This is a genomic window from Polaribacter sp. HaHaR_3_91 (genome assembly GCF_019278525.1).
Taxonomy (GTDB): domain Bacteria; phylum Bacteroidota; class Bacteroidia; order Flavobacteriales; family Flavobacteriaceae; genus Polaribacter.
Genome location: NZ_CP058986.1, coordinates 3309205 through 3325764 on the forward strand (window position 1 = coordinate 3309205; position 16560 = coordinate 3325764).

Here is a 16560-nt window from a genome sequence, read left to right on the forward strand (position 1 = left end):
GATGAAAAATCCATTATCGGACAGAATTAACAGTTTACCTGTATCTCAAACTTTAGCAATGGCTGCTAAAGCAAGAGAACTAAGAGCAGAAGGAAAAGATATTATAGGTTTAAGTTTGGGAGAACCAGATTTTAATACACCAGATTTTATTAAAGACGCTGCAATTGAAGCTATCAATCAAAATTATAATTCGTATTCTCCAGTAGATGGATATGCAGATTTAAAAGAAGCTATTTGTACCAAGTTTAAGCGCGATAACGACTTAGTTTACAAACCAAGTCAAGTTGTTGTTTCTACAGGAGCAAAACAATCTATTGCAAACATTGCACAGGTATTATTAAACCCAGGTGATGAAGTTTTATTACCAGCACCTTATTGGGTAAGCTACTCTGCAATTGCTATTTTATGCGAAGCAACGTATGTAGAAATTCCTTCTTCTATAGAGAATGATTTTAAAATTACTCCAGAGCAGTTAGAAGCTTCTATTACACCTAAAACAAAAATGATTTTCTTTAACTCGCCAAACAACCCAAGTGGAACTATTTATAGTGAAGCAGAATACAGAGCGTTGGCAGCAGTTTTAGAAAAACACCCACAGATTTTTATCTTATCAGATGAAATCTATGAACATATCAATTACGAAACAAAACCATTTAGTTTTGCTGCAATTGAAAGCATGTACGATAGAACTATTACCGTAAACGGTTTAGCAAAAGCATTTGCTATGACAGGTTGGAGAATTGGTTATATTGGTGCTCCAGAATGGATTGCAAAAGCATGTACAAAAATGCAAGGGCAAATTACTTCTGGTACAAACTGTATCGCTCAAAGAGCAGCAATTACAGCTGTTTTAGCGCCAGTTTCTAAAATTCAATATATGGTAGATGAGTTTAAAACTCGTAGAGATATCATTATTGGATTATTAAGAGAAATAGACGGATTTAAAGTAAATGTTCCTGAAGGTGCTTTTTACGTTTTTCCAGATGTTTCTGCTTTTTTCGGTAAAACTATCAACGGATATAAAATTGAAACTGCAAGTGATTTCTCTTTATTCATTTTAGAGAGAGCAAATGTTGCAACTGTAACTGGTGAAGCTTTTGGTACACCAAACTGTATTAGAATTTCTTATGCAGCATCAGAATTACAAATTAGAGAAGCAATCAAGAGAATTAAAGAAGCATTAAGCTAGTCTTAAACTGTCATCCTAAATTTATTTCAGAATCTGAAACAAGTTCAGACTGACAAGGCAGTTATTTATCAATATAAAATCCATCTTTTTTAGATGGATTTTTTTTGTTTGGGCGTGCCCTAAAGGTCAGGCTATCCGCACTCGCTTCACGCTAAAAAGCGTGAGAGCTCAAACAATTGCTACTATCCTTCACGCAAGCTTGTTTGATCTATATTAATACCAAATAAATATAAAATGATTTAATTTATTTAGTACAATTAATTATAGAAAAGACTTTATATAAATTAAGACAAGTTTATTTTTTTTAATAATTGAACCTTGTAAAGAATCAAAAAAAGTAAAAACCATATCTATAAATAAATATGGTTTTGGTAAATTAGGGGGACAATATTGGGGGAATAAAATTGGGGGACAATTTGAACAATATTTCTTATACTTTTTTCTTTTATTACTGCAAATATACAATCGATTAAAACCTAACACATACACTTACAGACCATTAAACATTAACTAAAGATAAACGACAATTTTAATTCGTTAATTAAACATTTTAAAAAATAAAAATCATTTTAACCTTAGATAAAAACACTTAATCTACAACTCAACACACTTACTTACAAACATCTAACATATTATTACCTCTTTTTATTCATTAAATATCATAAACTCTATCACTTTTAAACCCTATGCAGAAATATAAAAATGAATGAAATAACAATAAAGAAACTTAAAACTTCCTTGAGTACACTTAAAAATAAAAGCCTCATAATTAAAAATAATTATGAGGCTTAAGAGTTAAAGAATAAGAAAAATGACTTACTCTATTATCAACTTTAGGGTTTTATAATTTCTAAAATCATTTCTAATTTTTATAAAATAGACACCGGGTTTTAAACCTTCTCTTAAAATAGAAACACTGTTATTTCCTATAGTCGTATTTTCTTTTGTTTTTCTAATTAATGCACCAGTTAAGTTGTAAACTTCAAAGTTTGTGATTGCATTCGTTTCTGAATAAAAACTTAATTCTGAACGATCTTTCATTGGGTTTGGCGTTAACAAAGCCTCATTTTCTGCAATAACTTCTGTTTCTACTCCAAGTACATTAGATGTAAACTCTATGTCTTTTAAACTCATTTCTTTATCTAAAACCACTACTCCATCCGAAGACATTGTAAAAACAATATTTACAGCATCAGATAAATCTATATTACCACCTGCAGCAGAAACAAAATGTGAAAAAGGAATTGCATAATGACTTTCTGTATCGTTTAACTTTAAGGTAGTTCTAAATTGGTTTTCCCAAGCTCCTATGCTTTCTTTCACAATTGTAATTTCTACATCTCCCGTTCCTTTCGCATCTAATTCCAATGTAGAAAACATAGATAAGTCTACAGTTGTAAATCTTGGAGTAAAAGATCTAAAAGCAGAAACATACTCGCTTGTACTAGCTCTTAAAGCTATATTTCTCTCTACTCTATAACCATTTCCAGTATAAATATTATCATTCTGAGTAATCTCAAACTCATTAATTGTAGTTCCTTCAGGTGAATCATCACTTCCCCAAACACCATCAGACATAAATAAATCGTCTGGTGTTAAATTATACTCATTTTCTATTCTAAAACCAATATCAAAAATATTTCCTGTTTCAATAACTAAAGATTCTATGTAATTACCCGTTAAATCTATTGTATTATTAAAATACTCTGTATCTGACGTTTCTGTTCTTTTAAAACCGGCATCTATTACCACACTTTTGCTTCTTCTAACATTTATTAACTCTAATTCTAAAGTACCGTTAACATATTTACCTTTCTTTACAAACACAGGTGGTGGAGAGGACGTTTCATAATCTAAAATAGGTTTCTGAATTTCGAACAACGCCAAAGCCTCCTCTCCTAAGGTTAATAAATCGTCTACACTGTTAGACCAGATTTGAAAGTTGTAATAAGTAGCTCCCGCCTCATATTTATCAATATTCCAATGACTGTCTATTTCAAAACTTTCTGCATCATTAATCAATCTTCCAGAAAAACTTAAAACAAACTCTTTAGTTCCATTACTGTTTTTTATGATAGACTTAATAAAATGTACACCTTCACCTTCTTGTTCCTCTTCTCCTTCTTCACTTTCTTGTTGGAAAAGTTCTATTGTAGAAACTGACAATAATTCGGCACCGAGCAATCTATCACAAATAAATTTAGTATGTTCATAAACTCCATTTTCTGTTTTAGTAGCCAACACAACTGCAATCGTTTCTCCATCTTTTACATAATCTACAGAGTAGAGTTCGGTAGCATTTGTAATTGCGATTAAATCTAAAGGTGATGATTCTACTGTTGTTGTACCAGCAATTACATCTAAAGGAATTAAATCTTTTAAATCGAAGTTTGTACTTTTAGCTGCAGATTTCTTATAATTTTTACTTTTTATAACTTTCTTAGCTTTTGATTTATCAAACTTATAATTTCCCTTTTTTCTTAAATAGTTTCTTTTATTAATTTGCTGGGAAAGACGATCATTACTTTCTAAACCTCCATCATTACCACTAGAAACTTGTGGAGCTAATACAGGACATGCGGCTACACCAGAACATGCTGGATCATCACAATCTACAAGCCCATCTCCATCATCATCTAATCCATTAGCACAATCCTCTTGAGGAACTGGAGCTGTAGGACATCTCGCTCCATCATTAGAACTACTTGAAGGTCCGTACGCAAAAAGGTTAGAGTCTAAAGAGCTTCCTTCTTGTAATGTTTGTACACTTTGAATAACATATACAGTTCCTGTTTGGTTTGCTGATACATAAAATCGTCCTGAAGCATCAAAATAAACGGCACCATAGGTATAATTTAATCCGGCTAAAATTGGAACTTCTCCTAAATCAGTTATCTCACCTGTAGTAGCATTAATTCGATACAATATATTTGTCTTTTTTTCTACCGTATATAAATGACCATCAACAGCATTAAAAGCCCAATCATGCACAGAAATATTTTTTGATAAGGTATTTGTACTTACATATTTTGTGTAATTAGCAGATTCAGGATTTAAGTCTATTTTAAAAAAACTAGTTCCACCACCTTTTAAAAAGTAAATCCCTTCCGAACTAACATCTCCAATATACCTGCTAGAAGTTGGTAACTCATCTATATAAAAAGTTTCTACATTAAAGTTTTTTCCAATTCTTACAATTGTTTTTGCAGGTGTACTTAATGATCCCCAAATATATCCATCCACAGGATTGTATCCTACTGCATTAATAGATCCTGGGGTAATGTCTTCTTTTACAATATAAGAACTTCCAGAAGCTAAATCTAAAGCATAGATATCATTTCTTTGAAATAAATACGCATTGTAATCACAATTGAATGGTTCTTCTTGTGCATTAAAAGAAAAATTAATGATAATAACCCACAAAAAGGTTATTAGCTTAAAGTGTTTAGGTAGTTTTGATTTCATCTGTAAGTTTTTTTTAACAAAGGTATTTTATTTCTACAAAAGCAATACTCTTTGGGGGTTTAATGGCGCTAAAGTATAGACCAACACTAAGATATGAAAAGATAAAGGTTTAACAAAACTTTATTATAGCATGAAGCCATATCTAAAAGATATGGCTTCATGTTATTTTTGGGGGAACTTATTAAAATTTAATCTACATTATCATGTAAAAAAGAATTATTAGATTTAAAACTAATTTCATCTGTATTCTTTTTAATTGATGTTTCTGTACTACTAATAGAACTATTTGTATCTAAGTTTATTCCTAGTCTTTTATAAGCTGGCTGACGCTCAATTTCATCAATGTTTTTACTCATTTGATCATTGAACTTATAATTAAAACCTTTCATTGTTTTACGTCTCTCTTCAGCTCTTTTTTGCAACTCGGTAATTGTCAAATCTAAAGGAGAAACCTCTTCACTTTGTGTTTCTATTTGGTTAACTTCTGCTTGAGGTGCTCTTGTTTTTAGTTCGAAATTAACTTCTTCTTCAACACTTTTTTTTTCAACAATTCCAGAACTTTTACCAATCGTTGGCTGTGCATCAAAATCTTCTAAAACATAACGCTTTTCTACCACTTTTCTCTCAAATACAACCTCTTCTACTTGTGTAGCTTCCATCTCGTTTACTTTAGGAGTTTCTACTTCTGCTTTCGGATTTAAAGGTAAATCAAACAATAAATGAGGCTGAACTGCTTTTGGCTCTTCTATTGCTTGTACTTCCTGAACTGGAGTTACATCTGTAATAACAAAATCATCCTCAGCGGCAACTTCTACTTCTACCTCATCATAATCAACTGCCATATTTACAATCTCATTGGTCGTTTTAACCAAGTTAGATTTTGGTGTTACTACTTCCTCTTCTAAAGTATGAACAACTTTTTCCTCTACAGCATTCGTTAACGGCTCGTTTAAAGAAGGCGCTTTAGTGATTGTTTTTTCGCTAAAATCATACGTCGCTTTTTGTTCATCCTCTAAGGTGTGAACAATTTTTTTTACCTCCGTATTTGTGATTGTACTTTGTTGATCTGCAGCAAAACCTGTAGCTACAATAGTTACAGCAATAGCATCACCCAACTCTTCATCTTCACCAATACCCATAATAATATTGGCATCATACCCCGCTTCATCTTGTATGTAATCGTTTATTTCACCAATTTCATCTAAGGTAACTTCATTAGTACCAGATACAATTAACAACAATACATTCTTTGCTCCTGTAATTTTATTATCGTTTAATAAAGGAGAATCTAATGCTTTAATAATAGCAGTTTTAGCTCTAGTTTGACCTTCTTCTTTTGCAGAACCCATAATTGCAGTTCCACTATTAGAAAGCACAGTTTTAGCATCATGTAAATCTATATTTTGTTTATAGTGATGCGTAATTACCTCTGCAATTCCACGAGAAGCTGTAGATAAAACCTCATCTGCTTTAGAGAAACCAGCTTTAAAACCAAGGTTTCCATAAACTTCACGAAGTTTATTATTATTTATGACAATTAGAGAATCAACATTTTGGCGCAATTGATCAATTCCTAACTGAGCTTGTTTAGCACGTCTTCTACCTTCAAAGGCAAAAGGCATCGTAACAATACCAACAGTAAGCACATCCATATCTTTTGCAATTTTTGCAATAATAGGAGCTGCTCCTGTACCAGTACCACCACCCATACCAGCCGTAATAAATACCATTTTGGTTTGGGTATTCAGCATTTGCTGAATTTCTTGCATACTTTCTTTAGCTGCTTGTGCTCCCACTTCTGGATTTGCACCTGCACCTAAACCAGAAGTTAAACTTACTCCTAATTGAATTTTATTAGGAACAGGACTGTTTTCTAAAGCCTGTGCATCTGTATTACAGATTACAAAGTCTACTCCTTTAATTTGTTGTGTAAACATGTGGTTTACTGCGTTGCTACCGCCTCCACCAACTCCAATTACCTTAATTGTGTTAGATTGTGTCTTAGGCATGTCAAATGAAATGTTATCGAATTCTGCGCTCATAATAACCGATATATTGTTTATTATTATTTTTTTGATTTTTGTTCTCTTTTCTTAATCTCAATCTTTATTCTGCGTTGTCCAAAAAATCTTTTAAACTTTCTGTAAACTTTTCAAAAAACGATTTCTTTTTAGGTTTTCGTTCTTTTTCTACTTCAACTACAGGTGGTCTTTCTTCTATAGGTTGTTCTTTATATTCATCAACAACTGGTTCTATAACCTCCTCCTCAATTACTTCTTGCTCTTCTTCTACAACAGGTTTTTGTTTTTCTAAACCTTCCATCAATAAACCAACGGTTGTAGCAAAAGCTGGACTAGATAAAAGTTCATCAGATTCTCCTGCCAAATGTTCATTAGGATATCCAATTCTTGCATCCATGCCTGTTATATACTCTACCAACTGGCGTAAGTGCTTTAATTGTGCACCACCACCTGTTAACACAATACCTCCAATTAGTTTCCCTTTTGCAGTTTCATGTCCGTAATTTTTTATCTCTAAATACACATGCTCAATAATTTCCTGAACTCTTGCATGTATAATTCTTGATAAATTCTTTAAAGTAATTTCTTTAGGTTCTCTACCTCTTAAACCAGGTATAGAAACTATTTCTGTTTCTTTATTTTCTCCAGGCCATGCAGAACCAAACTTTATTTTCAATAATTCTGCTTGCTTTTCTATAATAGAACAGCCCTCTTTAATATCTTCTGTAATTACATTTCCTCCAAAAGGGATTACTGCTGTATGTCTAATAATTCCGTCTTTAAAAATAGCTAAATCAGTTGTTCCACCACCAATATCAATCAATGCAACTCCTGCTTCTTTTTCTTCCTGACTTAATACTGCATTTGCAGATGCTAAAGGTTCTAAGGTAATTTCACTTAAACCTAAACCTGCACTTTTAACACAACGCCCAATATTTCTAATAGAAGATACTTGCCCTACAACTACATGGAAATTCGCTTCTAAACGACCACCATACATACCTATTGGTTCTTTAATATCTGCTTGAGAATCTACTTTATATTCTTGTGGCAATACATGAATAATCTCTTCTCCTGGTAACATTACTAATTTATGAACCTGATTTATTAAATCTTCAATATCGTTGTCATCTATTACCTCATCAGCATTATTTCTTGTAATATAATCACTATGGTGTAAACTACGAATATGTTGCCCAGCAATTCCCACAACAACTTCGTGAATCTTTAAACCAGAAACACTTTCTGCCTCTTCTACTGCTTGCTGAATAGACTGTATGGTTTGCGTAATATTACTTACAACACCACGTTTTACACCTAAACTTTTGGCTTTACCAATTCCTATAACTTCAATCTTGCCATATTCATTCTTGCGACCAATCATTGCTGCGATTTTGGTTGTACCAATATCTAAACCAATTGCTATTTTATTGTTCTCCATTTTGATTTATTTTGCGCACACAACTTGGTTGTGATATTTTAAATTAATCGTTTTATACTCTTCAATCGTTTTATCTTCAAATGTCTTATTATAAAACGCTTTTAACTTCTTAAATTTCACATCGATTTCGGATAATTTTCCAAAATCAATTTTATAATTTCCACTTCTAACAGAAAATTGATACTCACCATCGTCGAATTTCTCTATTCCCACCACTTCTTTATGCAAAAAATCATCCTCTAAAATAAAGGATATTAATGGTAATAATTCTTTAACTTCTTCATCTTTTTTAACGCCAGAAACGAGCATTACTCTTGCTGAAAAATTATGAGACAAAGGTGTTTTTACACCTTGTTTATCAACATAATAAGAATCTTTTTTATTTATAATTCTAGCAACAGGTGAACGTTGTTTTATGATCGTTTTTAGGGTCCCCGATATGGTTAAAAATACTGCTGCATTTTCAACATAAGGGTTTTCTGAAACCGTTTTTTCCAAACTGTATAAATTTATCACAGATTTCGCTTGGTTTTTCACAGTTGTATCATTTTGTATTAACAATTTATTAACCATAGAATGTGTCAAAAATTGATTGTCTCCAGCCTCAAATTCTATGATAACTTCCGATACTTTTTTATTCGAATTTCTTTTTTTAGAAAAACTAGATAAAAAGGCCAAACCTCCTATTAACAAAAGGAATGCTATGTATTTAAAAAACTTCTTAAACTTCATTTCCTATTGCTTTTAAAAGTTCATTACTTACCTGATCAACCATTATACCAATATCACCCGCACCTAACATTACAACCACTTTTGCTGATGAATTTTTAATATCTTTTTCTAAATTATTTTTTTTAGTTAATTTTTTATTCTTACAGACAACTTTATTTAATAACCATTCAGAATCTACTCCGGCAATTGGTTCTTCTCTTGCAGGATAAACATCTAGCAATAAAACCTCATCGAATTTTGATAGCGCAGCAGCAAAATCTTCAATAAAATCTTTTGTTCTAGAAAATAAATGTGGCTGAAAAACAACCAATACTTTTTCGTTAGGATACATTTCTCTAACAGAACTTTCTACTGCATTTATCGCCGTTGGATGATGTGCATAATCATCGATCAAAACAAAATCATTTGTTTTAATTTTATATGAAAATCTTCTTTTTACTCCTTTAAAATTCGATAAACGTTCTTTAATTACTTCTAACGAAACTCCATAAACATCTGCCATCGCTATTGCTGCTAATGTATTCATAACATTATGCTGACCTGGTAAATGGAATTCAATATTTTTTATTTCTGATGATGGTGTTTTCACATCAAAAATATATGTACCGCTTTCTATTTTTAAGTTAAATGCTACATAATCTGCTTCCTCATTAATAGCATATGTTAACCCCTCTAAAGGCAAACCTTTTGCTACAATTAAAGTGTTTTCTACTTTGTTTGCAAACTCAATAAACGATTCGTTTAAAGCTTCTGAGTCTCCATAAATATCTAAATGATCTGCATCCATAGAGGTTATACATGCAATATTAGGACTCAACTTTAAGAAAGACCTATCAAACTCATCTGCTTCTACAACACTCACTTTATCATCTCCTAAAATTAGGTTAGAATTATAGTTTTCTGCAATTCCTCCTAAAAAGGAAGTTGCATTTACTTCATTCATAATATGACCTAAAATTGCAGAAGTAGTAGTTTTACCATGTGTCCCCGCAACCGCTAAACAGAAAGTTGTCTCTGTTATTTTCCCTAAAATTTCAGCTCTTTTTAAAACCGTAAAACCATTCTTTAAGAAGTAACTTAGTTCAGCATGATTTTTAGAAATTGCAGGAGTATACACTACCAACGTTTTTTCGGTATCTAAAAATGAAATAGGAATGTTTTTTACAGAATCTTTAAAGTGAATTTCAGCACCCAAATCTTCTAAACCTAAAGTAATTTGAGTTGCAATTTTATCATAACCAGCCACACTTTTCCCATTAGATGCAAAGTAACGAGCAATTGCACTCATTCCTATGCCTCCAATTCCGACAAAATAGACGTTATGTATGGTATTTAAATTCACTTTTTTAATAATTTTTCTACTTCATTAACAATATCTGTGGTTGCTCCTGGAAGTGCTAATTCCTTTATATTTTCTGACAAATTACTTTGTTTCCCTTTATCTTTTAATAACGTTTCAAAAACGATTGGAAATGTTTCCAATTCACTTTCCTTTAACAAAATTGCACCATGCTTATCTGCAATTGACTTTGCGTTTTTTGTTTGATGATCTTCCGACACATTTGGTGAAGGTATAAACAGTACCGGTTTACCTACAATACACAATTCGGAAACCGAACTTGCTCCTGCTCTAGAAATAATAATATCAGATGCTGCATAAGCAAAATCCATTCTATTTAAAAACTGATGTACCTGAACACATTCTATTTCGTTGTATTTTTTATATTCTTCAAAATATAATTTACCACATTGCCAAATAACCTGAACGCTCTGTTTTTTAAAGAATTCTAGATTAGCTTCTACCAATTGGTTAATTTTTCTTGCTCCTAAACTACCTCCTAAAACTAAAATAGTTTTCTTATCTTTTTCTAATTTAAAAAACACTTTTCCTTCATCCGTTTTAGAATGAATAGATAGTAAATCTTGACGAACAGGGTTTCCTGTTTTTACAATTTTATCTGCTGGAAAAAAACGTTCTAAGTTGTCATAAGCAACACAAATTTTATGCGCTTTTTTACTTAATAATTTATTGGTTATTCCAGGAAACGAATTCTGCTCTTGTATTAACGTAGGAATTCCTTTTCTATTGGCCATTATTAAAGTTGGCCCACTTGCAAAACCACCAGTACCAATTGCCACATCTGGCTTAAATTTTCTAATAATTTTAGATGCATTCCATAAACTACTGATCAACTTAAAAGGAAAAGACAAATTGTCTATAGTTAACCTTCTTTGTATTCCAGAAATCCACAATCCTTTTATTTCATATCCCGCTTGCGGAACTTTTTCCATTTCCATTTTATCCTTTGCACCTACAAACAAAAATTTTGCATTCGGATAACGCAGCTTTAATTCATTTGCAATAGCTATTGCAGGATATATATGTCCACCTGTACCTCCTCCAGAGATTAATATATTAATCGAGTGTTTCATGAAGTATGTTTAAAGGGTTATCATCTAAAATATCTTCTTCTGTCTCATCTGTCGACGCACTTACACTTAAAATCATTCCCAATGCAAAACAGGTCATCCAGATAGAAGTACCTCCACTACTAATTAGCGGTAAAGTTTGCCCCGTTACTGGGAATAAATTGGTTGCAACCGCCATATTTATGGATGCTTGAAAAATAATAGGAAGTCCAACTCCCACCACCAACAAAGTTCCAAAAATTGTGGTTGTTTTTCTAATGACTACAAAAATTCTAAACAAAAGAATAAAATAGATAGAGACTATTAAAAATCCACCAACTAAACCATATTCTTCTACAATTATTGCAAAAATAAAATCTGATGTAGACTGAGGTAAAAAGTTTTTTTGTACACTTTTACCAGGACCAACACCAAAAGTTTCACCCATTGCAATTGCTATTTTTGCTTTCTCTACTTGATACTGTTCTTTCCCTTCATCATCAGAAAAACTAGCGATTCTGTTTTCCCAAGTTTGTACTCTATTTGGCATTAAATCTGGAAAGGCTTTGGCAGCCAAAATAAAAATTAACAACAAGCCAATTCCTGCTCCTATTATAAATCCTAAGTACTTAACCGGATATCCACCAATAAAAGTTACAATTAAAATCATAGTAAAAATAATTGCTGTTGTAGAAAAGTTTGCCGGTAAAATTAAGAGTAAAACAGCAGCAACTGGCAACCATAATTGCCACAAGCTCTCTTTAAAACCAATTGTGTTGTCCTTATTTCTAGACAAATACCTTGCTACATAAACCATTAGCACTAAACCTGCCAAAGTAGAGGTCTGGAAACCAATTCCTCCAATACTAATCCATCTACTTGCATTTGCCCCTCCTATTGTTGTACCCTGAGATAGCGTATAAATCAATAAAAAGACAATTACAGGAAGCATGATAACTGAGCCACCAGAGAAAAACCTATAAGGCACTTTATGAACCCCATAAATAATGGCAAATCCCATTATTAACAGTACAATATGCTTTATCAAGTACCCAAAAGAAGAACCAGAACCAACAACATACTCCAAGTTTGTGCTTGCGCTATAAACTGGCATAAATGAGAATATTGCCAAAATAGCAACAATTGCCCAAATGGTTTTATCTCCTTTTATATATTGAAAAATGGTTTTCATTAAATAGTACTTAGATTTTTAAAATATTAAACTTTATTTTATAATTAAACGCATAAACAATTACACGATTAAACAATTTTTACAAACTTCTTACTGCTTTCTTAAATTGACGACCTCTATCTTCATAGTTTTCAAACAAATCGAAACTTGCACATGATGGCGACAATAAAACAGCTTCTCCACTTTCTGCTAATTTGTGAGATACTTTTACAGCTTCTTCTGCTCCTGCAGTTTCTACTATAATATCTACTACGTTTCCAAAAGTATTTTTAATTTTATCGTTATCAACACCTAAACAAACAATTGCTTTTACTTTTTCTCTTACCAAAGGCAACAAATCATTATAATCATTCCCTTTATCTACACCACCAACTATCCAGATAGTGCTTTTGTCCATACATTCTAACGCATAATACGTTGCGTTTACGTTAGTAGCCTTAGAATCATTTATATATTCTACACCTCTAACTTTTGCCACATTTTCTAAGCGATGCTCTGCTCCTTCAAAATCTTCTAAACTCTCTATTATAACTTGCTTTCTAGCTTTTAATAATTGAGCCGCCATAGTAGCTGCCATAGCATTTTTTGTATTATGTTTTCCTTTTACTGATAAAGTTGATAACGGCATGTTAATTTTGTCTTTATTTATATTGATAATAATATTGTTGTCTTTGATATACGCTCCATACTCTAATTCTTTTACAAGCGAAAACGGAACTAATTTTGCGCTTGTTTTATGTTCTTTTAACCAATTATTGATGGCTTCATCATCTGCATCATAAATTAAATAATCGGCTGCTGTCTGATTCTTTGTGATTCTAAACTTTGAATCTATATATTTATTAAAATCGTATTCGTACCTATCTAAATGATCTGGTGTAATGTTTGTTAAAATTGCAATATGACTATTAAAACTCTCTATTCCATCTAACTGAAAACTACTTAACTCTAACACATAGTTTTCATAAGATTCTTCCGCAACTTGTTGCGCAAAACTGTCACCAATATTGCCTGCAACACCTACATTAAATCCTGCTTTTTTTAAAATATGATGCAGTAATAACGTTGTGGTTGTTTTTCCATTAGAACCTGTAATTCCTACAATAGTTGCGGCTGTAAACTGCGCTGCAAATTCAATTTCTGAAACAACAGGAATTGAATTTTCTTTTAACCGCAGAATTAAAGCAACCGTATCTGGAATTCCAGGACTTTTCATCACTACATCAGCATTTAAAATTTTGCTTTCTGTATGTTGATTTTCCTCAAAATCGATCTTGTTATTTAAAAGAACTTCTTTATACTTTTTTGATATTCCGTTTTTATCCGAAACAAAGACTTCGTACCCTTTTTGTTTTCCTAAAAGCGCTGTACCAACACCACTTTCTCCTCCACCAAGAATTACAAGCCTTTTCATTTATCTTAATTTTAAAGTAACAATTGTAAATACTGCTAATAAGATTCCAATAATCCAAAAACGGACTACAATTTTACTTTCGTGATAGTTTGATTTTTGATAATGATGGTGTAAAGGCGCCATCTTAAAAATTCTTCTACCTTCGCCAAATTTCTTTTTGGTATACTTAAACCAAGAAACCTGCATAATTACCGAAAGGTTTTCTATCACAAATATTCCTGCTAAAATTGGCAACAATAACTCTTTACGAATAGCAATTGCAATAACCGCTATAATTCCACCAATTGTTAAACTTCCCGTATCACCCATAAAAACCTGAGCAGGATAAGTATTGTACCACAGAAAACCAATTAATGCTCCTGCAAACGCCAATATAAAAACAGTCATTTCACCCGAATCTGGTATGTACATAACATCTAAGTAATCTGCAAAAATGATATTACCAGAAACCCATGCAAACACCGCTAAGGTTAACACTATTATTGCCGATGAGCCAGTTGCTAAACCATCAATTCCATCTGTTAAATTTGCTCCATTTGAAATTCCTGTTACAATAAAAACAGTTACAAAGATGAAAACAATCCATCCATACTTCTCGTATCCATCACCTAAAAAACTGAAGGCTTTAGAATACTCTAATTCATTATCTTTAAAAAATGGAACCGTAGTTTTAGTAGATTTATGCGCTTCTCCAAAAACAATTTTTCTCCCATCTTTATTTATTATTTGCTGCTCTTTTGGTAATTGTTCTTTTATAGTAACTCCATCATTAAAATACAACATAGAACCTACAATAATACCTAAACCAACCTGACCTAAAACCTTAAACTTACCGCTTAAACCGCCTTTATCTTTTTTGAAAACTTTTATATAATCGTCTAAAAAACCAATTAACCCCATCCAAACGGTAGTGATAATCAATAAGATCACATAGACATTATCTAATTTAGCCAATAACAAAACAGGAATTAATGTTGCTAAAATGATAATAACACCACCCATTGTTGGCGTACCCGTTTTTTGTTTCTGCCCCTCTAAACCTAAATCTCTTACTGTTTCTCCTACTTGCTGGTTTCTTAAAAAATCTATAATTCTTCTACCATAAATGGTTGATATTAATAATGATAAAATAAAAGCTCCCGCTGCTCTAAATGTGATAAACTGAAATAATCCAGCACCAGGGAAATCCATTATATTTTCTAAATATTCAAATAAATAATATAGCATTCTTAATTATTTTTTAATTGATTGAAACAGTTCTTTACTTCTTCTAAATCATCAAAATGAGCTCTCACTCCATTAATTTCTTGATAATTTTCATGTCCTTTTCCTGCTATTAAAATAATATCTCCTGTTTCAGAGAATTTGCAAGCAGTTTTAATAGCTTGTCTTCTGTCTAAAATTGACAATGTTTTTTTATAGTTCTCAGCTGCAACACCAACTTCCATTTCATCTAAAATAGTCTGTGCATTTTCTGTTCTAGGATTGTCTGATGTAAAAATCGCTTGACTACTTAACTGAGAAGCAATATGTGCCATTTTTGATCTTTTCGTAACATCTCTATCACCACCACAACCAACTACTGTTATCAGTTTTTCATTACCATTTCTAATATCGTTAATGGTTTCTAACACGTTTTTTAAAGCATCTGGCGTATGTGCATAATCTACAATTGCCGTAACTCCATCACTTGAAATAACATACTCGAAACGACCACTTACATTTTCCAACTGACTGATAATTGTTAAAATTTCTAACTTTTCTAATCCCAACAATTCTGCTGTTGCAAAAATTGCCAACAAGTTAGATGCGTTAAACTGACCAATAAGCTTGGTCCAAACTTCTGTTTCATTTATTTTTAAAAGTGTTCCAGAAAATTGCTTTTCTAAAATCTTAGCTCTATAATCTGCTAATGTTTTTAAAGCATAAGTTACCTTCTTAGCTTTGGTATTTTGCAACATAAAGTCGCCATTTTTATCATCGATATTAGTAAGCGCAAATGCTGACTTAGGCAACGAATCAAAAAATACTTTCTTTACATCTCTGTATTCTGCAAACGTTTTATGATAATCTAAATGATCATGAGATAGGTTGGTGAAAATTCCACCAGCAAACGTTAATCCCTCTGTTCTTTTCTGATGAATTCCATGAGAACTCACCTCCATAAAACAATAATCTACACCTGCATCAATCATTTTATCTAAATAACTATTGATGGTAACAGAATCTGGAGTTGTATGTGTTGCCTTAAACTCAACATCATCAACTAAAATTTTCACTGTTGAAAGCAAACCTACTTTATAACCTGCTTTTTTAAATAATTGATACAAAAGTGATGCTATTGTAGTTTTACCATTTGTACCCGTAACACCTACTAACGGCATCTTTTTTGACGGATTTTCATAGAAATTAGACGCCATTATCGCCAAAGCAACATTAGCATCTGCAACTTCAATATATGTAATTCCCGTTTTTTTATCCGCAGGAAAATCTTCACAAATAATTGCAATCGCACCTAAACTAATTGCTTTTTCAATATATAAATGACCATCTACTGAGACTCCTTTTTGGGCAATAAAAACGTCATTCTTTTCAATTTTTCTAGAATCGAAAACAACAGCATTTATCTCAATATCTGTACTTCCAAATACTTGATCAATAGCAACCTGATATAATATGTCTTTTAAATTCTTCAGT

The 16560-nt window shown here is 32.0% G+C and carries 11 protein-coding genes; 1 reads left to right on the plus strand and 10 read right to left on the minus strand.

The genetic code is table 11. The features are described from left to right. Window position 1 precedes the first annotated feature (1 nt). Entirely contained in the window at window positions 2-1189 is a 1188-nt protein-coding gene (locus H0I27_RS13955; protein WP_218731236.1) for a pyridoxal phosphate-dependent aminotransferase, read from the plus strand. A gap of 816 nt (window positions 1190-2005) precedes the next feature. Here H0I27_RS13955 and H0I27_RS13960 read toward each other — a convergent pair. The 10 genes from H0I27_RS13960 to H0I27_RS14005 all read right to left on the minus strand — a co-directional run bounded on the left by H0I27_RS13960 (window position 2006) and on the right by H0I27_RS14005 (window position 16559). After that, complete coding sequence (locus H0I27_RS13960) at window positions 2006-4654, minus strand: T9SS type A sorting domain-containing protein (protein ID WP_218731237.1); 2649 nt, start codon at window positions 4652-4654, stop codon at window positions 2006-2008. A 188-nt stretch (window positions 4655-4842) separates the two neighbouring features. Continuing rightward, complete coding sequence (gene ftsZ / locus H0I27_RS13965; RefSeq protein WP_218731238.1) at window positions 4843-6696, minus strand: cell division protein FtsZ; 1854 nt, start codon at window positions 6694-6696, stop codon at window positions 4843-4845. A gap of 64 nt (window positions 6697-6760) precedes the next feature. Further along, window positions 6761-8116 carry a cell division protein FtsA gene (ftsA, locus tag H0I27_RS13970; protein WP_218731239.1) on the minus strand — a complete coding sequence of 452 codons (1356 nt, stop codon included), beginning with the start codon at window positions 8114-8116 and terminating at the stop codon, window positions 6761-6763. A gap of 6 nt (window positions 8117-8122) precedes the next feature. Further along, window positions 8123-8848 carry a cell division protein FtsQ/DivIB gene (locus H0I27_RS13975; RefSeq protein ID WP_218731240.1) on the minus strand — a complete coding sequence of 242 codons (726 nt, stop codon included), beginning with the start codon at window positions 8846-8848 and terminating at the stop codon, window positions 8123-8125. Further along, window positions 8838-10190 carry a UDP-N-acetylmuramate--L-alanine ligase gene (murC, locus tag H0I27_RS13980; RefSeq protein ID WP_218731241.1) on the minus strand — a complete coding sequence of 451 codons (1353 nt, stop codon included), beginning with the start codon at window positions 10188-10190 and terminating at the stop codon, window positions 8838-8840. The genes H0I27_RS13975 and murC overlap by 11 nt, the downstream gene beginning before the upstream one ends. After that, window positions 10187-11281, minus strand: coding sequence for an undecaprenyldiphospho-muramoylpentapeptide beta-N-acetylglucosaminyltransferase (gene murG / locus H0I27_RS13985; RefSeq protein ID WP_218731242.1), 1095 nt, complete (start codon window positions 11279-11281; stop codon window positions 10187-10189). Before murG ends, murC begins: the two co-directional genes overlap by 4 nt. Then, window positions 11265-12449 (minus strand): FtsW/RodA/SpoVE family cell cycle protein, encoded by a 1185-nt coding sequence (locus H0I27_RS13990; protein WP_218731243.1) that lies wholly within the window; start codon window positions 12447-12449, stop codon window positions 11265-11267. Before H0I27_RS13990 ends, murG begins: the two co-directional genes overlap by 17 nt. Window positions 12450-12528: 79 nt before the next feature. Continuing rightward, on the minus strand, window positions 12529-13863 hold the full coding sequence (gene murD / locus H0I27_RS13995; RefSeq protein WP_218731244.1) for a UDP-N-acetylmuramoyl-L-alanine--D-glutamate ligase: 1335 nt from the start codon (window positions 13861-13863) through the stop codon (window positions 12529-12531). Then, window positions 13864-15090 (minus strand): phospho-N-acetylmuramoyl-pentapeptide-transferase, encoded by a 1227-nt coding sequence (gene mraY / locus H0I27_RS14000; protein WP_218731245.1) that lies wholly within the window; start codon window positions 15088-15090, stop codon window positions 13864-13866. A 2-nt stretch (window positions 15091-15092) separates the two neighbouring features. After that, entirely contained in the window at window positions 15093-16559 is a 1467-nt protein-coding gene (locus tag H0I27_RS14005; RefSeq protein WP_218733908.1) for a UDP-N-acetylmuramoyl-L-alanyl-D-glutamate--2,6-diaminopimelate ligase, read from the minus strand. Between the last annotated feature and the right edge of the window lies 1 nt (window position 16560).